This window comes from Anaerolineales bacterium, from assembly GCA_003105035.1.
In the GTDB taxonomy this organism is placed as follows: Bacteria; Chloroflexota; Anaerolineae; order Anaerolineales; family UBA4823; genus FEB-25.
In genome coordinates, this window is record PQAL01000002.1 from 168,246 (window position 1) to 187,224 (window position 18,979).

At 53.3% G+C, this 18,979-nt stretch carries 15 protein-coding genes; 8 read left to right on the top strand and 7 right to left on the bottom strand.

Annotation, left to right across the window (positions count from 1 at the left end; genetic code table 11):
• Positions 1-124: 124 nt before the first annotated feature.
• The 8 genes from C3F13_01080 to C3F13_01115 all read left to right on the top strand — a co-directional run bounded on the left by C3F13_01080 (position 125) and on the right by C3F13_01115 (position 10,108).
• Positions 125-976, top strand: a complete 852-nt coding sequence (locus tag C3F13_01080) for a hypothetical protein (GenBank protein PWB56693.1) — start codon at positions 125-127, stop codon at positions 974-976.
• A 57-nt stretch (positions 977-1,033) separates the two neighbouring features.
• Complete coding sequence (locus tag C3F13_01085) at positions 1,034-2,551, top strand: hypothetical protein (protein PWB56694.1); 1,518 nt, start codon at positions 1,034-1,036, stop codon at positions 2,549-2,551.
• Positions 2,523-3,395 (top strand): dehydrogenase, encoded by an 873-nt coding sequence (locus C3F13_01090; GenBank protein ID PWB56695.1) that lies wholly within the window; start codon positions 2,523-2,525, stop codon positions 3,393-3,395. The genes C3F13_01085 and C3F13_01090 overlap by 29 nt, the downstream gene beginning before the upstream one ends.
• Before the next feature lie 29 nt (positions 3,396-3,424).
• Complete coding sequence (locus tag C3F13_01095; GenBank protein PWB56696.1) at positions 3,425-4,684, top strand: hypothetical protein; 1,260 nt, start codon at positions 3,425-3,427, stop codon at positions 4,682-4,684.
• A 36-nt stretch (positions 4,685-4,720) separates the two neighbouring features.
• On the top strand, positions 4,721-6,100 hold the full coding sequence (locus C3F13_01100) for an aspartate aminotransferase family protein (protein PWB56697.1): 1,380 nt from the start codon (positions 4,721-4,723) through the stop codon (positions 6,098-6,100).
• A 57-nt stretch (positions 6,101-6,157) separates the two neighbouring features.
• Entirely contained in the window at positions 6,158-6,970 is an 813-nt protein-coding gene (locus tag C3F13_01105) for a dehydrogenase (GenBank protein PWB56698.1), read from the top strand.
• 14 nt (positions 6,971-6,984) lie between these two features.
• Positions 6,985-7,875 (top strand): hypothetical protein, encoded by an 891-nt coding sequence (locus C3F13_01110; GenBank protein PWB56699.1) that lies wholly within the window; start codon positions 6,985-6,987, stop codon positions 7,873-7,875.
• A gap of 106 nt (positions 7,876-7,981) precedes the next feature.
• Complete coding sequence (locus C3F13_01115) at positions 7,982-10,108, top strand: hypothetical protein (protein PWB56700.1); 2,127 nt, start codon at positions 7,982-7,984, stop codon at positions 10,106-10,108.
• On the opposite strand, the gene C3F13_01120 is transcribed toward C3F13_01115, so the two are convergent.
• From C3F13_01120 to kdpF, 7 genes are read right to left on the bottom strand one after another with little or no spacing between them, the layout of a single operon-like run.
• Positions 10,092-10,784: a DNA-binding response regulator gene (locus C3F13_01120; protein PWB56701.1), complete on the bottom strand. Its 693-nt coding sequence runs from the start codon at positions 10,782-10,784 to the stop codon at positions 10,092-10,094. The genes C3F13_01115 and C3F13_01120 overlap by 17 nt on opposite strands.
• A complete protein-coding gene (locus C3F13_01125; GenBank protein ID PWB56702.1) occupies positions 10,781-13,471 on the bottom strand; it encodes a sensor histidine kinase KdpD in 2,691 nt (896 codons plus the stop codon). The genes C3F13_01120 and C3F13_01125 overlap by 4 nt, the downstream gene beginning before the upstream one ends.
• A gap of 12 nt (positions 13,472-13,483) precedes the next feature.
• A complete protein-coding gene (locus C3F13_01130) occupies positions 13,484-14,056 on the bottom strand; it encodes a potassium-transporting ATPase subunit C (GenBank protein ID PWB56703.1) in 573 nt (190 codons plus the stop codon).
• A 17-nt stretch (positions 14,057-14,073) separates the two neighbouring features.
• Positions 14,074-14,814 (bottom strand): hypothetical protein, encoded by a 741-nt coding sequence (locus C3F13_01135; GenBank protein ID PWB56704.1) that lies wholly within the window; start codon positions 14,812-14,814, stop codon positions 14,074-14,076.
• A 57-nt stretch (positions 14,815-14,871) separates the two neighbouring features.
• Positions 14,872-16,959, bottom strand: coding sequence for a K(+)-transporting ATPase subunit B (gene kdpB / locus C3F13_01140; GenBank protein PWB56705.1), 2,088 nt, complete (start codon positions 16,957-16,959; stop codon positions 14,872-14,874).
• 53 nt (positions 16,960-17,012) lie between these two features.
• Positions 17,013-18,812 carry a potassium-transporting ATPase subunit KdpA gene (locus C3F13_01145; protein ID PWB56706.1) on the bottom strand — a complete coding sequence of 600 codons (1,800 nt, stop codon included), beginning with the start codon at positions 18,810-18,812 and terminating at the stop codon, positions 17,013-17,015.
• Between the two features lie 19 nt (positions 18,813-18,831).
• Complete coding sequence (kdpF, locus tag C3F13_01150) at positions 18,832-18,924, bottom strand: K(+)-transporting ATPase subunit F (protein PWB56707.1); 93 nt, start codon at positions 18,922-18,924, stop codon at positions 18,832-18,834.
• Positions 18,925-18,979 lie beyond the last annotated feature (55 nt).

The following is an 18,979-nucleotide window of genomic DNA, read 5'->3' on the forward strand; positions in this document are numbered from 1 at the left end:
TGATATTCTTATCCGTGCCCCGGTAATCGTCCCACCCCTCTGAGGAATCCCGTAAAGCGGAGATTTTTCTAGAGGACCAATCAATTTGCTTCGCAGAGTTCATTGCTGGTTAGGAGGACTACCTATGACACACATGCCGATTCGGGGCATATCGCTTCACGTGAAAGTCATCGGGCACGGATATCCGCTGGTGTTAATGCACGGTGGCCCTGGGGGAGACCTTTACACTTTATCGGCTTTTAAACCACTCAAAGATCAATTTACCCTGGTCTTCTATGACCACCGCTGCAATGGTCGCTCGATGGGACCGGATGTCACCACCATGACGATGGAGAACCTGACCGCCGATGCCGATGCCTTGCGTCAGGCGTTGGGCTTCAATAAATGGGCGGTACTCGGGCATTCCTTTGGGGGTAGTGTGGCCCTGGAGTATGCCTTGCGCTATCCCCAAAACCTGTCACATCTGATCCTGGTCAACTCAGGTGCCGATTACATCTGGCCGAGCCAAAAAGGTCCTGAGTTATTAGCTCAGCGTGGCTTCAGCCCTGAGATTGTGGAAGTTGCCCGTCGCCATTTTAACGGTCAGTTTGAACCGGACGAGATGTTTTCCAACCTGATGAAGTTAAGAAATGCCTATGATCCCTATATGAGCTTAATCCAGGCGCTGCCCATGCTTATCGAGGGTTTACAGTCGAAGCTGCGACCCGAAGCGTGTATCTTTGCCGAAACCACATATCTACAGGGCTGGACAGTCATGGATCGGCTGAGTGAGATCAAGATTCCCACCCTGGTGATGGCAGGACGTCAAGATTTCGTGTACCCAGAGGAGTCTCAGAAAGAGCTGGCTGCGGCAATCCCCAACGCGAGATTAGTGCTCATCGACAGAGCGGGTCATAATCCACACGATGAACAGAAGGCGGAAACCATTAAGGCAGTCAGGGAATTCATGGTAGAAGTTGCGCCTGGCTCCGCTTGAGATTTCTTTGTGCGTTTGCCAAAAAACCAATCGGTGAAATCCGGAGGAGGAAATCCGATGAAAAATAAAAATCTCCTGATTGGATCAATAGCCATTGGTGCAGGCATCGCGATAAGCCGCTTGCTGTTCGCTAAACCCGCCTCGATAAAGTATTCTTCTTTACATACTAAATATGATTCCATCGATGATTACATAGAAAATCAGATGCGCCGCCTGCACATCCCTGGTGCCTCCCTGGCTATCATCGAGGGTGACCAGGTCGTGCACCAGCGCGGCTTTGGCCTGGCACGGCCGAATGGTGAAGTGCCCACTGCCCGCACCCCGTTCTTCATCGGCTCATTGACCAAGTCGTTCACTGCCCTGGCGGTGATGCAGCTTGTGGAAGCTGGCAAGGTCGAGCTGGATGCCCCCGTTCAACGCTACCTGCCCTGGTTCCGGGTGGCTGACTCGCAGGCTTCCGCACAGGTTACCCTGCGGCACCTGCTCAACCAGACCAGTGGATTCCCCGCCATCGCTGGTGAGGTGGTGCTGGAAGATTATGGTGACGGTCCGGATGCCACCGAGCGCAAGGTGCGCGGCATGGCGACGCTCAAAACCAACCCTGTCGGAGAGAAATGCGATTACTGCAACTTGAATTATGACGTTCTCGGTTTGATCATCGAAACCGCCAGCGGAGAGTCTTACCCCGATTACATCCAAAACCACATCTTTAAACCATTGGAGATGGGCCACAGCTATACCACGCGCTCAGTTGCAAAGCAAAATAGCCTGGCGCGTGGTCACCGCCATTGGTTTGGCCATCCATTCCCCGCCCCCGACCTGCCGGTGCCTCGCGCTGCCCTCCCGTCCGGGTATCTCATCAGTTGCGTGGAAGATATGGCGCATTACTTGGCTGCCCATATGAATGCAGGCCGCTATAAGGATGTACAGATCCTTTCCGCTCCGAGAATCGATGAGTTACACCAGGGTGTGCTGGAATACTTACCTATGGGTATGCCATCGGGAAAGTATGGCATGGGATGGTTCGAAATCGACCTGGGTGAAACGAAAACCTTTACCCACGGTGGGAATGTGCCTGATTTTTCTGCCTATATGGGATTTGTCCCTGCTCAGCGCAAGGGCCTGGTGGTCATGTTCAATGCCGACCCATACGGACTGCACCCCATCACCGAGGAATTCGGCATGGGTATGGTCGCCTTGCTGGCCGGGAAACAGCCTGAGCCGATCAAGTGGGGCTTCTTCCAGTGGATCTTCCGCCTCCTGCCGCTCCTCCCGTTGTTGCAGGTACTGGGCATCATCACCACCCTGCGATCCGCACGGCGAATAAGCCAGGATTCCTCCCAACGCCTCCGCGGATGGCCATTATGGGGCCAGCATATCCTGCTCCCGCTCCTCCCCAAACTATCCTTTTCAGCTGCTCTGGTCTATTTACAATCCACCGGTACTCTCAAATTTTTCGAGTTCTTCATGCCCGATCTGGCTGCCATCGCTAAAGTCAGCGGCTGGTTGGGGGGCATTTGGTCAATTCTATACACCCGCATGCTGTTTGGCGCCTTGCGAAAACCTCGCCTCTGAAACCAACACTGAAGGGACCACACTGATGGACACAAAAACCGCAGCATACCACGTGGTGGACCTCACTCCCGGTCGCCGAATGATGATTAATATGCTTAGCCTGGGGGAGCCGAAGCACAGCATGGTTGGCCTGCTGGAGGTGGACGTGACCGTGCCTCGGCAATTAATTGACCGATACAAACAGATACATGCAGAGACCTTATCTTTCACGGGTTTCCTGGCCCTATGCCTGGGACATGCCATTGAGGAGAATAAGGATGTTCACGCCTATCTGAGGGGAAGCAAACACCTGGTGGTGTTTGATGATGTGGATGTCGGCATCATGGTTGAGCATAAAGCTGGTGAGAAGCGTGGGTTGATGGGCCATGTGATCAGGGTTGCCAACCACAAGACTATCCAGGAGATCAACACTGAGATCCGCTCCGTGCAATCAGCACCACTGCCACCCAACCGGGGGCTGCCCAATTGGTTCCGTACAGCCATGCTTCTGCCAGGGCCCCTTTACAAGGTGTTCAGGGCGTTTATCCGTTGGGCCACGCGCCAGGATCCAACCATCCTCACTTCCATGGGGGGCACAGTCAGCATCACCTCCGTGGGGATGTTCGGTGAAGGCCACAGCGGCTGGGGGCTCTATCCTGTCTCTGAGCCGATTGGATTGGTGGTGGGGAGTATTGCCCAAAAGCCTGGCGTGGTGGAAGGCCGCATCGAGCCACGTGAGATCCTGCATCTCACCATGATGCTCGATCACGATGTGATCGATGGGGCTCCGGCAGCCCGTTTTGTGCGTCGCTTGGTGGAGCTAATTGAAAGCGGATATGGATTGAGCGACATAGCTGCGCAGTAAATTTTTTTTGCTAATTGAAGGGTCACAGCATGACTCAAAGTATTTCCCCCGATGATGCCCAATATGCTTTCAATGTCGTCAAAGCCATCTGCGACCAGGTCGGCCCGGGTGTGCCCGCCAGCACCCAGGAAAGAGAACGGGCAGAGTATATAAAAAAGGAATTGTCTGCACATCTCGGCCCTGAGAATGTAGTCATGGAAGAGTTCACCCTGGCACCTGGCACTCTTTTAAATACCTACCCTGGTGTAGCATGCATGCTGTTAGCAGTCTTGCTTAATATATTTGGAGGGTGCTTTGGCTGGATTTCCCCCTGGATACCCGCCCTGCTTGCCTTTCTCTTTTCCCTCTTTATGCCTGTATCGTTTATCGTTGAATTCCTGCTTAGTCGCGAGGCTCTGGATTGGTTATTCCCAAAGAAAACCTCCATTAATGTCATTGGTAAGTTACGCCATCCGGGCAGTACAGACATCAAACGCCTGCTGATCATCAGCGGCCACCACGACAGCGCCCCTGAAAACACCTGGATCCGTTTTCTCGGTTTTGGGTTTTATATCTTTTCCGGTGTGTTTTTTATCGGGGCGGTACTTATAACAGTGATGTGCCTGTTCCAGTTATTGGGTGGGGTCTTTAGCAACCAGGCCCTGATAGACCTGGGGACCATCGGATGGGTCGTGTTGGTTTTCCCAATCATCCCTGCGATGATTTATGCCCTGTTCCTTACCAGAGGAAAGAAAAATGGTGGTGTAGTACCGGGTGCTGCCGATAACCTCTCGGCCTGTGGCGTGGTGGTAGCCATGAGCCGTTACCTGGCTCAAAACCCTTCCGATATCCCCGCCGACATGGAGGTTTGCTTCATCACCTTTGGCAGCGAAGAGGTGGGCTTGCGTGGTTCTCGGCGGTATGTGGCTCGCCACCTGGATGAGCTCAGGCGCCTGGATGTGCGTGTGCTCAATTATGAGATTATTGCCTACCCCGAAATCTCCATTCTTGAAAAGGAAGTGAATGGTACGGTGAAATGCACCCCCGAGGTGGTTAAAAGTGCCATGGCTGCCGCCCAGCGTGCTGGGGTTCCACATAAAATAGGCGCCGGGGGTCTCGGCGCGGGCAGTGATGCTGCCCCATTTCTGTGGGCAGGTTTAAAAGCCACTACCCTGCAGGGATTCAAGACACCCGAGCAGTTTCTTGCTTTCTACCATCAAGACCGGGATACTCCCGATGTCTTGACCATCGAGCCGCTGATGAACGTCATGAAACTTACACTCGAGTGGATCCGCGCTCGTGGAGAATAACCTGGACATTTCCTTATATTAACCGGAGGGTTGAGAATGCTTAACGATGAAAAGGTTGTCAATCTCTTGAATTCTTATCGCCAGCAGATCATGGCCAAGAGCCCCAATTCGCTGGCGATCTGGCAGAAGAACCGGGCTGTCATGCCGGCTGGTGTGGGCAGCATGTTCCGTCTGGCCGATCCATTCCCCATGGTCATCCGGCGTGCAAAAGGTGCTCGGGTGTGGGATGCGGATGAGAACGAATACCTTGACTTCATGCTGGGCTTTTCCACCATGTTGCTGGGCAATGCGCCTGACGAGGTCGCACAGGCGATCAGTGAAGCTTTGCCACGCGGCACCTCCTATGGCAACTGCCATGAACATGAATACGAATTCGCCAAGCTGTTTTGTAATATGGTGCCCGGCGTGGAGCGGGTCACCTTTTGCAACTCGGGCACGGAGGCCACCATGTATGCAGTCAGGTTGGCGCGCGCCACTACCAAACGCCCTCTGATTGCTAAGTTTGAAGGTGGCTACCACGGCACACATGACCTGCTGGCGGTCAGCTTTGGTCGACCCCGCCCGAACGCGGATGATTTTGGGCCTCTTGACGATCCAATCGCTATACCAGAGAGCCCCGGCCTGGCTGAAGGTGCTGTGAGGAATGTCATCGTCTTGCCGTTCAACCACCCGGCTGCGTTCGACAAAATTCGCAGGCACGCCTCCAGGCTGGCGGGGGTGATCATCGAGCCCGTGCAGGGCGCGGGTGGCACAATCCCGGCTCACAGGGAGTTCCTTGCCGAATTACGTAAGGTCACCCAGGAGATTGGTGCTTTTCTCATCTTCGACGAAGTAATCACCGGCTTCCGCTTGGCTCCAGGTGGCGGGCAGGAATATTACGGGGTCATCCCCGATGTGAGCACATTCGGCAAGGTGGCTGGGGGTGGGCTGCCGTTTGGGGCAGTGGGTGGGTCGGTTGAAGCCATGCGGCTGATGGAGTACGATACCGAGCCAGGCTCCATCCTCATGGCAGGGACATTTAACGGAAATCCCCTGGTTACCGCCGCTGGGATGGCTGTGCTCAAGCGCCTCGACAGCGAGCCGCAGGTGTATGCCCATCTGAACGCCATGGGCGACCGCTTTCGCAGCGAGATCAACCGCTTTGCCCAGGAGCAGGGCTTTCCCGCCATGGCTACAGGCGTCGGTTCCATGTTTTGGATGCACGCTGCTGCCGGGCCGATCAACAGCGTGCGTGATACCCGCCATGGGCACCGCTTCGCCAGCCCTGGTCTCAGATTGCTCTACCGCCTGAATGGCTTGCACATCCCGCCCAATCACGCGTTCATGTGCACCGTCCACACCGATGATGATATCACCCGCCTGGTAGAAACCCATAAGGCTGCCATGCACGAGCTGCGCCTGCAGGGAGTGTGGTGAGCCAGCCCTAACCGCGCAGTCAGTCTTAGAGACGGCTGGCATTTGAGGTGATTGAGTATGAATAAACCAACCCCATCCTATCGTGTCGTAGATTTCCCCAAGGAGCGCAGGGGGATGGCGGCTTTCCAGGAGCTCAAAGCAGGCCGGCACAACATGTATGCCCTGCTGGAAGTGGATGTCACCGTTGCCCGGAAGTTCATTGAAGAGCACAAAGCACAGACTGGGGAGGCTTTGTCCTTCACCGGCTACCTGATCTCCTGCCTGGCGCGGGCTGTAGATGGTGATAAAACCGTCCAATCATATCGCAAAGGCAACCGGAAGCTGGTCATATTCGATGATGTGGATGTGGGGTTCATGGTCGAGCTGCAAAAAGGCGATAAAAAAGTGCTCACCGGTCATGTCATCCGGGCTGCCAACCACAAAAGCTTTGGTGAGATTCACGAGGAGATTCGCTCTATCCAATCAAGTCACCAAGTGGCGAGCGGCGATAAGGTTGGTTGGTTCCGTTCGATGCTACTCTTACCCTGGCCTCTTTCGAACATATTCAGGGCCTTTTTCAGCATGATGTTGCGCCGCGATCCAACCATTGCCACCTCCATGGCTGGAACAGTTGGTATCACCTCGGTGGGTATGTTTGGTAAGGGTCATTCTGGCTGGGGGATCTCCGTTGGTACTCACGTGCTCGATTTGGTTGTGGGGGGCACCGCGCCCAGGCTGATGAAAGTAGATGGGCAGATCGAGTCGCGTGAGGTGCTCAACCTGACGATCATTTTTGACCACGATGTCATCGACGGTGCTCCTGCGACCCGCTTCACCCGTAAATTAGTGGAGCTGATTGAGAGTGGCTACGGCCTGGATTTTGCAGCGTGAAAGCGTGAGCTTTTATGGGTACTGATGTACCATTTGACCTGGTCGAGCAAACCATCATCAACTGGGCTCAAGCGCAGAACCCTGTCCGCCTGGTGATGCTCACCAGCACACGCGCCATCCCCAAGGCGAAGCTCGATGCATTATCCGATTATGATGTCATTTTGATCTTAAGGGATATCCACCCCCTGGTGGCAGATCGGGCATGGCTGAATGTCTTTGGCGATGTTTTGATCGCCTATTGGGACCCCATCTATCCTGATCCAGTCTTTGGGATCGAGGTATGTGCCAATGTTGTCCAGTATTGCAGCGGGCTCAAGATTGATTTCACCCTATGGCCGGTCAGCATGTTTGCCCTTATCAAGGCTTCACACACTTTACCTGGCCAGTTGGATGCTGGTTATCGCATTCTGCTCGATAAGGATAAGCTGGCGCAAGGCTTGCTACCACCCAGCAGGAAAGCCTTCCTCCCCAAAAGGCCCGATCTGGCTTCATACCAGCTTTTGGTCAACGACTTTTTGTCGGATGTGCCTTATGTGGCTAAATGCTTATGGCGTGGTGAGCTCCTGCCTGCGAAATGGTGCCTGGATTACGACATGAAACATGTCTACCTGCGCCCACTACTGGAATGGCTGGTGGAGCTAGACCATGATTGGTCGATTCCGGTCGGGAACCTGGGCAAGGAATTGAGGAAGCTCGTACCCGCAGATATCTGGGTCGATTTGGAACGCACTTATACTGGTGCCTCCATTGCTGAGAATTGGGAAGCATTGTACCTCACCTTGGACTTTTTCAAGCGGGTGGCGATCCAGGTTGGCGGTCGCCTGGGGTACTCGTACCCCGAAGAGCTTCATCAGCATGTGTGCGATTATGTTACCCAGATCAGGGAGATGCCTCCCAACCTTTGATGCTGGCCAATTTGCAAATTGTTGGCGACAATAATTGTTTCTAACTCCTTTTTCTCTTGCTTTATCATCTCACTTTCCAACCTAGACTATAATTCACAGGTAAGGTATGCCACTCGCATTACGCAGGAGGTTTAACCATATGCGTGAGTTCTTCTACCCTAATAGTGTTGCTGTCATCGGCGTTTCCGATAAACCCGATAACCTCGGCCGTAACATCGTCGGGAACCTGGTCGAATTCGGCTTTGGCGGGATTGTCTACCCGGTCGGTCCCTCAGGCGGTTTCGTGCAAACCCACCGCATTTACCGCTCGATCTCCGACATCCCCGACCATATCGACCTGGCAGTGATCCTGACACCCGCCCGGACGGTCCCTCTGCTCCTCGAAGAATGCGGGCAAAAGGGCGTACGTTGGGCGATCATTGAGACAGCCGGGTTCAGGGAGTACGGTGAGGAAGGCCTTAAGCTGGAAGAGCAGATCGTGCAGGTAGCCCGGCGCTACGGCATCCGCTTCATTGGCCCGAACTGCGTGGGGGTCATCAACGTCGATAATGGCTTCAGCGTGCCATTCCTGCGTTTGAAGAAACCATCCGAAGCCGGAGATGTTTCATTAATATCACAGAGTGGTGGGGTAGGTTTCTCCGTGCTTAACCTGATGACAAATGAGGGGATTGCCCCGAATAAGTTTATCTCGGTCGGCAACATGCTGGATGTGTCTGCTGAAGATATCCTGGAGTACATGCTGGAGGATCCCGGCACCAAGGTTATCTTTTTATATTTGGAAAGCCTGCGTGATGGCAGGCGCCTGATGGATATTGCCTGTCGTTCGGCGAAACCTATCCTGGTGTTCAAGTCCAATATCGGCAGCCTGGGCAAGGTCATCGCGGCTTCCCATACCGCAGCCCTATCTAGCGATGATAAAGTTGCTGAGGCCGCCTTTAAACAGGCCGATATCGTGCGTGTCCATGATGCTACCAGCCTGCTCAATAACCTGAAAGCCCTGCGTCTGCCTCCTATGCGTGGTAAAAAACTGGCGATCATCTCACGCTCAGGTGGGCACGCCGTGGTGGCTGCTGATTCGAGCGAGCTATCCGGCTTCGAGCTTGCCGATCTTCCCCGCTCCTTCTTGGAAGAGATCGAGAAGCATTTTCGCGCCTCGGTGATCAAGCTGACCAACCCGGTAGACCTGGGCGATTTATTTGATTGGGATGTGTACGCCCAAATCCTGGAAGGGGCTCTCAAGTTATCGAATGTGGATGGGGTAGTGTTTCTGCATACTGCTTCTGAACGGGAGATCGACGCCAGCCGCAGGCTGCTGGAACGGGTCATAGCCTTAGGCAAACAATATGATAAGCCGGTCGCCTATTATGTTTCCACTTCAGCCCAGGAGGTTAACTACCTGCGCCAGACCTACGCCTTCCCCATCTTCACCGCTGTGGTTGAGACCATCCGCGCCCTGGAGATGAGTTACCGCCATTACAGCCGCATGCAGGAGATCCGCAGCGCTGAACAAACCCCTGAATTCGAGGTGGATCATGAAGCCGTGCGAAGGATGATTAACCAGGCCAGAGAAGAGGGACGCGACCTGCTGCTTTCTGAGTCGATGGAGGTGCTGGAACATTATGGCATCCCCACTGCGGTTGGCGTGCATGCGTCCACCGTACAAGAAGCACGCCAGGCAGCTGAGAAAATGGGTTACCCCGTGGCGATCAAGGTTATTTCAGAGCAAATTTCCCATAAGTCTGATGTGGGTGGTGTGCAGCTTAACCTGCGCAACGGTCCAGCGGTGGAAGAGGCCTTTGAAGACATGTTGCGCCGTATCCATGCCTCCTACCCCGATGCCAGATTGGATGGGGTGCTGGTGCAGCCCATGGTGACGGGTGGACAGGAGCTGATCCTGGGTGGTCGACAGGACCCCAATTTTGGTCCCGTGGTGCTGATCGGCCTGGGCGGTATCTTCGTTGAAGTACTCGAGGAAGTCTCACTGCGGGTAGCCCCCATCACCCACCGCGAGGCCATGGAGATGATCGATGAGCTGCGGGGTGCTCCCATCCTCAAGGGAGCCCGCGGCCATAAGCCTTCCGACTTGCTGGCGGTTGGTGAAGCTTTGCTACGCCTTTCTCAATTGTTGATCGACTTCCCCGAGATTGGCGAGCTGGATATCAACCCCCTGCGTGTCTTCCAGGATAAGGATGGCTGCCGGGCACTGGATGCCCGTATCATGCTGAGGTCCTGAGCCGGTAACCAACTCCCGGCTCGGTAATAATGAAGTGTGGTCGGGTCGGGTCGGGCTCGATTTTTCTCCGCAGGTTGCTCATATTTACCCTTAGCAGATGAGCTTCATTAACATAGGCACTTCCCCACACTTCATGAAGTAGCTGGTGATGGGTGAGCACCCGTCCCGCGTTTTGCACCAGGATGCGCAGCAAATCATATTCAGTAGGTGTGAGCATTACTTCTACGCCATTAACATGCACTTGCCTGCGAGTCAGATCTACCTTCAAACTATCCGATTCGAAGACTGGTTCGGTCGCTGCCTGGCTGGAATGGCGGAGTGCAGCCCGCATGCGTGCCAGCAGCTCCCCACTGCTGAAGGGCTTGGTCAGATAGTCGTCTGCTCCGGCATCCAGGGCATTGATTTTATCAATTTCTTGCTCGCGCACCGAGAGAATGATGATCGGGATGTGTGTCCACTGGCGTAATAAGCGAGTGACTTCCACTCCATCGATGTCGGGTAATCCCAGGTCGAGGACAATCAGATCTGGCCGGTCGCTGACGGTTTTATCCAGGGCATCTTTACCGCTGCTTGCCTCATAAACCGTGTAGCCCTGAGCATTCAAGGCTGCGTGCAGGTAGCGCCGGATGGCACGCTCATCATCCACCACTAGTACCCGCAAACCAATTTCGTTCATTTCTTACCCTTCCATTCCAGTGGCACACACACTGTGAAAACTGACCCTCCACCACGGCGGTTTTCCGCCATGATGCTGCCCCCGTGTGCTTCTACGATCCCCTTACTTATCGAAAGCCCCAGGCCAGTACCGCTGACGTTATCGGGTCGTTGCACCCGATAAAACTTGTCAAAAATGCGTTCGAGGTCTTCCTGCGGGATTCCCTCTCCGTGGTCAGCGATCTTTATCTCCAATCCCTGCTTTGTTTCATGAGCATGGACCTCGATGGGCTTATCCGGGGGTGAGTACTTCAGGGCATTATCAATGATATTCACCAGTACCCGGCTGAACAGCACAAAATCCAATGGCACCGGGGCTAGTTGTTCAGGGATATCTACCTTCACCTGGCGATCCTTGAGTCGCGCTCCGATTTGTTCCAAGGCTGACCCAACCAGTTCCTGAATATCACAAGCCTCGCGCCGAAGCTGGATTGGACCTGCTTCCAATCGGGTGATATCCAACAGGTTGCCCACCAGGCGGTTCAAACGGTCCGCCTCTTCACGTGCTGTCTCAATCAAGCTACGGCTCACATCTTCATCCAGGGCAGGGCCGACTTCTTCGAGACTGCTCAAAGCCCCTGTGATCGATACCAGTGGAGTTCTCAGGTCATGCGAGATGGAATTAAGCAACGCGGACTGTAATTTCTCGGTAGCTTCCATCAGTTCGGCCTGGTGGGCTTGTTCAACCAGCTGAGCACCTTCGATCGCCAAGGCTACCTGGTTAGTAAACGCTTCCAAGATACGCCGTTGGTCAGGATTCAAGTAGGAGCTGTTATTCAATGGTTTAATCCCCAATACACCGATCACACCCTGGGTTGTCTTAAGCGGTTGGTAAAGCATGGAAGCATCTGGCAGCGTATCGGTTCCGCGGCCTGCCTGCTGACGATGCTCGTAAGCCCATACGGCGACTGCTAATTCATTCTCTGTTACCTCCAGGCCCTGGGTACTTTTGTACAGGTATAAATCCCCAGCCTGGGGCAGGAAAATGGCTACATCTCGGCTGTAGGTTTGCCCGATATGGTCAACTACAGTTTTCGTAACAGCCTCTAAACCTACCGCGGCTGTCAGGTCATGACCTAAATCATACAAGGCCGCTGTTTGGGCCTCACGCCGCTGAGCAGCATCGGCTTGCTCCCGAACCTGGGCAGTTAAATAGCTGATGACTAGGCTCACCGCAAGTAAGCCAAAGAAAGTCAGGATGTATTCTGTGTCTGAAACAGCCAGGGTGAACTGGGGTGGAACGAAGAAATAATCAAAGGCCAGCACGCTCAAGATTGAGGTCATAATTGCTGGACCCCGCCCAAGAAATAGGGCTGCCACCACAGTTGCCAGTAAGTAAATGACGATTAGGTTGGTCGGTGAAATTAACGGGGCAATCAGGTAGCCTATGGCAGTCGCCACCAACATCATGGCGAGGCCCCAGGCATACCGGCGTAACGGATGATGGGGCTGCCAGATGTGTTCTGCTTGGCTCTCTGGCGATTTTTCTGTACATTTCTCCTTGCTATTCACTGAGATCACGTCGATTGGACCGCTCCTGCGGATTAACTGGTCACCGATTGGCCTGCGGAACAGGTCAATCAGCTTCGACCGGTGTGATTTACCGATGATGATCTTCGTGATGTTCTGGTTCCGGGCATAGTTTGTCACAGTTTCGACAACTGAATGACCGGGTATCGTGAGCGACCTGGCACCTAATTCCTCGGCTAGCCGCAGCATATGGTCAACCTTGTCACGCTGGCTGGCAGGCATACGCACATGCTGTGGGGTTTCAACGAATATCGCATACCACTCCGCTTTCATCTCATCGGCCAGACGGCGTGTAGTTCTAATGAGCCGCTCACTGCCAATCCCAGGACTGACGCATACCAGCAAGCGTTCACCGGCAGGCCACGGCCCAGGGATAGAACGCAGCCCCATATAATCGAGCATCTGGTTATCGACCCGTTCTGCAGCCCGCCGCATGGTTAGCTCACGTAGCGCAGTCAGATTACCCTGTCGAAAGAATTTTTCAATAGCCCGTTCAGCCTGTTCGGGGATGTAAACTTTTCCTTCCTTAAGGCGGTGTAACAGCTCGTCCGTGGGCAGGTCGACCAGCTCGATATCGGTCACCTCATCGATCACCCGGTCAGGAATGGTTTCTTGGACTTTTACGCCAGTGATCTGGGCGACTACATCATTCAAGCTCTCCAGGTGCTGGATGTTAAGGGTTGTATACACATTAATACCCACCTCCAGCAGCTCTTCCACATCCTGGTATCGTTTCGCGTGCCTGGAGCCCGGAGCATTTGTGTGCGCCAGCTCGTCCACCAGCACCAAGTTGGGCTTTCGGGCAAGAACCTGATCGATATCCAGCTCGTGAAGCTTTACATTTCGGTAGTTTATGATTTTTGCAGGGACGATCTCTAGGCCGCGCAGCATGTTCTCTGTTTCAGCTCGTTGATGAGTCTCAACATATCCCACCACAACATCCACGCCTTCTGCTTTACGTTGGTGAGCAGCCTCCAGCATGGCATAGGTTTTTCCCACACCTGCCGCATAGCCAAAGAAGATCTTCAGATGGCCGCGTTTCTTTTGTTTGGCTTCTGATTGAACACGCGCCAGTAGCTCGTCTGGATCTGGTCGGATTTCAGCAAAAGCTCCCACAATGATCTCCCCGTCTTATTTTATCGCATCCAGCGCAAGATTAAGCTCAAGCACATTGACTCGTGGCTCGCCCAGGATGCCGAAGGTCCGCCCTTGTGTATATTTTTCGACCAGGGCTTGAACCAGCTGCTGGCTTAGGCCGCGTAACCTGGCGACTCTGGCCACCTGGTAATTCGTTGCCGCCACGCTAATATCGGGGTCGAGACCACTGCCTGAAGAAGTGACCAGGTCCACTGGGATGGGCGCCGTGTTGGTAGGATCTGCTGCTTTTAAGGCGGCAATCCGAGCTTCTACTTCGCTGGTTAATGCCGGGTTGGTGGGTCCCAGGTTAGATCCCGCCGAGGCTGCTGCATTATACGGGTAGGGTGACGTGGCTGATAGGCGTCCCCAAAAGTAACGCGGGTCGTCGAACTGTTGTCCGATCAGCGCTGAGCCGACCGCCTCACCATTCTGGAAGATTAAGCTGCCGTTCGCCTGCCTGGGAAAGATAACCTGGGCAATCGAGGTGATCACCAGGGGGTAAATGACCCCGGTGATCAAGCTGAAAACCGCCAAAGACACCAACGCCGGTCTAAGATAAGCGCGCATTAGAATTTTCCACTTCTTTACCCGGCGTCAGCGTTTGCCAGCACTTCGGCTTCAGCCAGCCTGGATCGTTCGAGCGCCTGAGCTGCCTGGATGGTGATGTTGTGCAGCAGGCGGCTACCTTCTTCCGGCAGCCACCCGTTTCCTTTCCAGATACGAATCTCACCTACCAGGCCGGGAAAAGCCAGGATAGGCAAAATTCGATCAGGCATTCCGCTCGCCTCACCTGCTGGTGGAGCTTTTGCCATCAGCGATCGTTGCGACCCACTACACTCGACACATACTTCCACTAGTTGAGATTGAAACATGAATTGGATGTTATTGGCCAGTGCATGTACAACCGTTTCCTGGGTGCGCAGACCAGATAAAGCTGATGATAGCTCATACATGAACATCGCCTCTCGCTGGCTAGTTTGGGCCTTAGATAAGCCAGTCTGGATCCTCGCGATGACTACGATCGAAACTACCAGGAAGATTGCCAGCACCAGCCAGCCTTCCAGCCTGCCCACAGCAAAAGTATAGAATGGCGGAATGAAGAAGAAGTCAAATAGCAAAGCAGCAGTAACAGCCGCACACACCCCCGCTCCCTGGCCCCACTTGGCAGCGCACCAGCCTATCGGTACCAGATATAACAGCGCAATCACTGCCTCCCCGAGGGTTTCTCGCCCGATAAATAATAATGGAATCGTCGTTAGAGCTACGGTTAAAAAAGCGAAGATGCAGTTTATGAATGCGGTTGATGAAAATATTTTTTTCTTCATAGGTTTCCTCTCAACATAACTCTGTCGTTACTTAATTTAAAACTTCCTTACTCAGTATCATGCCAGATGTAACAACACCAGCAGCATATCGATCATCTTGATCCCAATGAATGGAGCGATTAAACCACCCAGACCATAGATTAGCAGGTTGTCGCGCAATAACTGGGCCGCCCCTTTGGGGCGATACGGAACCCCTTTGAGAGCCAGTGGAACAAGGGCGATGATAATGAGTGCATTAAAGATCACTGCCGATAAGATGGCGCTTTCGGGTGTAGAAAGACGCATTAAATTTAAGGCTCCAAGCTGTGGGTAGGTGCTGGCAAACGCGGCGGGAATGATAGTGAAATACTTTGAGACATCATTTGAGATACTGAACGTAGTGAGGGATCCGCGTGTCATCAGCAGCTGCTTGCCGATTTCCACGATCTCGATCAGTTTTGTCGGGTTGCTGTCCAGGTCGACCATATTGGCGGCTTCTCGGGCAGGTTGGGTACCCGTATTCATTGCCACCGCCACATCCGCCTGAGCCAGTGCCGGCGCATCATTGGTACCATCACCGGTCATGGCTACCAATCGCCCACCAGATTGGTATTCACGGATTAGCTTGAGTTTGGTTTCTGGGGTAGCCTGCGCAAGAAAATCGTCTACCCCAGCCTCAGCTGCAATAGCGGCTGCGGTAAGTGGGTTGTCACCGGTAATCATTACAGTCTTGATCCCCATTTTTCGCAGGTGTGCGAAACGATCCCTGATTCCGCCTTTGACGATGTCTTTTAGGTGGATTACCCCCCAGGCTTCACCATTGCATGCCACAACCAGTGGTGTGCCACCCGACTTGGCAATCGATTCAACGACGTGCTCAAGCTCTGCTGGGATCGTATTCCCTTGTTGCCTGAGATAAGCCAGCATTGCGTCGGGTGCGCCTTTACGAATCGACGTGTCATCCATATCGACGCCGCTCATCCTTGTTTGAGCAGTGAAAGGAATGAAGTGTGCTCCAGATGGAGCATCCGGTCCAGAGCCAACCGTCCGACCACGCAAGCCAAATTTTTCCTTGGCGAGCACAACGATGCTGCGTCCTTCCGGAGTTTCATCTGCCAATGATGAGAGCTGGGCAACTTCTGCAAGTTCTTCTGGTTTAATCTTGCCTACAGGGATAAACTCAACCGCTTGGCGGTTGCCAAGTGTGATCGTTCCGGTCTTGTCTAGAAGAAGCACATCTACGTCACCAGCTGCTTCGACAGCTCGACCAGACATTGCGATCACATTGTGTTGGATCATCCGATCCATCCCGGCGATGCCAATGGCAGATAATAATCCGCCGATGGTGGTAGGGATCAAACACACGAGCAGGGCGACCAACACGGTAATCGTGATGGGAGTACCATGGCTTTCGGTTTGCACGCTGTAGAGCGAAAATGGTAATAAAGTGATACAAACCACAAGAAATATGAGTGTAAACGCTGCTAGCAGGATGTTTAGGGCGATCTCATTGGGTGTCTTTTGCCTTTTTGCGCCTTCGATCAGGTTGATCATGCGATCGAGGAATCCTTCACCTGGGTTCGCGGTTACGCGTATAACCAACCAGTCCGATAGCAGGCGTGTACCTCCGGTCACTGCGCTGCGGTCACCGCCAGATTCGCGGATGACTGGGGCGCTTTCTCCAGTCACCGCGCTTTCGTCCACCGAGGCAATTCCATCAATGATTTCACCATCCACAGGGATGATTTCTCCAGCGGTAACCAAGAGATGATCATCCTTGTGAAGGGCTGTCGAAGGTACTGTATCGACTGCCGCCTCACGGTTGGGGGTGCGGAGTTTTTTTGCCATGGTTTCACGTTGGGTTTTGCGTAATGCTTCTGCCTGGGCTTTTCCACGGCCTTCAGCTACTGCCTCTGAAAAATTAGCAAACAGCACCGTGAACCATAACCAGAGCGTTACCGTACCAATGAATCCAGCAGGTGCTTCACCATGACCAGTCATAGCTTGAACCAATAAGATTGTTGTTAGTGAGCTGCCAACTTCCACAACCATCATGACCGGGTTGCGTACCATGTGGCGTGGATCCAGTTTTTTAAATGCATCGATCACCGCCCGTTCGTATAGCTGGCGCCGCTTCGATAGTGACTTTGAAGAGTGTACTACCATTCTAAGACCTGTTCTGGTTCTTGCCATACTTATTGAGCATGATCCCTCGATTGTCACCAAAGCATTAAATGCTCAACAATTGGTCCCAATGCCAGGGCTGGGAAAAAGTTCAATGCACCCACAAGGATAACAACAGCGCTCAACCAGACGATGAATAATGGTGTGTGGGTTGGGAGGGTGCCAGCACTCTCGGGTGACTTTTTCTTCTTTACCAGCGATCCAGCTAATGCCAATGTCGGAACAGCCAGGAAGAACCGGCCAATCAGCATTTCAATCCCACCAGTAATGTTATAAAACGGATTATTTGCCGCAATTCCTGCAAACGCGCTACCATTATTATTCCCTTGCGAGGTATAGGCGTACAGGATTTCGCTGAAACCATGTGGGCCCGGATTGAGTATTGCAGCTTTACCTGGATTGGTAAGTACGGCGATTGCGGTAAATGTCAGCACGCTGATCGGCATGATCAAGATGAGCAGCGCCGCCATTTTCATCTCGTAGGTTTCGATCTTCTTTCCCAGGTACTCAGGCGTACGGCCTACCATCAATCCCGCCACAAATACCGCTACGATCACAAAAACCAACATCCCATACAAGCCCGAGCCGACCCCGCCAAAAGATACTTCGCCCAACATCATCATCCACATCATCGCCAGACCCCCCAGCGGAGTGTATGAATCATGCATGCTGTTTACCGAACCGTTTGATGCAGCCGTGGTTGCCGTTGCCCACAGGGCAGAATTGACCGTCCCAAAACGGACTTCCTTGCCTTCCATGTTGCCACCGGGATTCGTTGTACTGCTCGTTTGGTCTGCCCCTAGGCTGGCTAAAGCCGGGTTGCCAGTCTGTTCAGCCGCGAAGGCAAGCCCAAGCCCTATCCACAGTAATACCAGCATGGCTGCCAGGATTGCCCAGCCCTGACGTGTAGATCCAACCATATAGCCGAAGGTGTATGTAAGTGCTGCTGGAATGAGCAGGATGGATAGCATTTCCACAAAATTAGACAGGGGTGTTGGGTTTTCAAACGGATGGGTGGAGTTGGCATTAAAAAATCCGCCCCCATTGGTTCCCAGTTCTTTGATGGCGATCTGTGAGGCAGCCGGACCAACAGCCAATAGCTGGGTGGTCTGAGTGATAGTTTCTGTTAGCGAATTACCGCTGGCATCGGTGACGAGGTTACCCTTGGCATCCAGGATGGGCTGTTGAGATGTGGATGGTTGGACAAGCGAGACTTGTTTATACGGCGAGAATGTCTGTACCACCCCCTGGCTCACCAGGAATATAGCCAGGATCATCGCCATCGGCAGTAAGATGTATAACACCCCGCGCGTCATGTCGACCCAGAAGTTACCAATCCTAGTGGTTTGTTTGCGGGTCAATGAGCGGATAAACGCCATCAGTACCGCCATGCCAGCCGCAGCTGACATAAAGTTTTGGACGGTTAACCCAACCATTTGGGGTAGATAGCTCAGTGTGTTTTCTCCGCCGTAAGCTTGCCAATTTGTGTTGGTGACGAAACTGATCGCTGTATTGAATGAAAGGTCTGGAGAGACTGCTCCAAGCTTCTGGGGGTTTAGTGGAAGCAGCCCCTGCAGTCGTTGGAGCAGGTATAGGGCCACGAAGCTGACCAGGCTGAAGACCAGCAATGAGATGGCATAGACCTTCCAATCCATCTCGTCTTCCTCCCTGATCCCGAAAATTCGGTACAGGAATCTTTCCAGCGGGCGAAGGGGGCTATGGAGAATGGTGCTATCACCTTGATAAACCCGTGCCATGTATAAGCCTAGGGGTTTGACCAGCATGATCAGGATGATGAAAAAGATCGTCACTTGCAAAAAACTATTAAATGTCATTCGCTGTCCAGTCCGCTTTTCAGTCGAACCACTCCGGTTTTAAGAGTGCGAGTAGTAAGTAGACCAATAGAGAAATCGAGATCAATCCCGTTAGGATATAGAAGATATCCATATCACTCATCCATCAGGCCCTGGCATAGAGCGATCAAGCCCCAGCAGGCGATAAA

Bases quoted from the DNA above. Each gene is read 5' to 3' on its own strand.
- C3F13_01080 (PWB56693.1), top strand. From the start codon at position 125: ATGACACACATGCCGATTCGGGGCATATCGCTTCACGTGAAAGTCATC.
- C3F13_01085 (PWB56694.1), top strand. From the start codon at position 1,034: ATGAAAAATAAAAATCTCCTGATTGGATCAATAGCCATTGGTGCAGGC.
- C3F13_01095 (PWB56696.1), top strand. From the start codon at position 3,425: ATGACTCAAAGTATTTCCCCCGATGATGCCCAATATGCTTTCAATGTC.
- C3F13_01100 (PWB56697.1), top strand. From the start codon at position 4,721: ATGCTTAACGATGAAAAGGTTGTCAATCTCTTGAATTCTTATCGCCAG.
- C3F13_01105 (PWB56698.1), top strand. From the start codon at position 6,158: ATGAATAAACCAACCCCATCCTATCGTGTCGTAGATTTCCCCAAGGAG.
- C3F13_01110 (PWB56699.1), top strand. From the start codon at position 6,985: ATGGGTACTGATGTACCATTTGACCTGGTCGAGCAAACCATCATCAAC.
- C3F13_01115 (PWB56700.1), top strand. From the start codon at position 7,982: ATGCCACTCGCATTACGCAGGAGGTTTAACCATATGCGTGAGTTCTTC.
- C3F13_01120 (PWB56701.1), bottom strand. From the start codon at position 10,784: ATGAACGAAATTGGTTTGCGGGTACTAGTGGTGGATGATGAGCGTGCC.
- C3F13_01130 (PWB56703.1), bottom strand. From the start codon at position 14,056: ATGCGCGCTTATCTTAGACCGGCGTTGGTGTCTTTGGCGGTTTTCAGC.
- C3F13_01135 (PWB56704.1), bottom strand. From the start codon at position 14,814: ATGAAGAAAAAAATATTTTCATCAACCGCATTCATAAACTGCATCTTC.
- kdpB (PWB56705.1), bottom strand. From the start codon at position 16,959: ATGGTAGTACACTCTTCAAAGTCACTATCGAAGCGGCGCCAGCTATAC.
- C3F13_01145 (PWB56706.1), bottom strand. From the start codon at position 18,812: ATGACATTTAATAGTTTTTTGCAAGTGACGATCTTTTTCATCATCCTG.
- kdpF (PWB56707.1), bottom strand. From the start codon at position 18,924: ATGGATATCTTCTATATCCTAACGGGATTGATCTCGATTTCTCTATTG.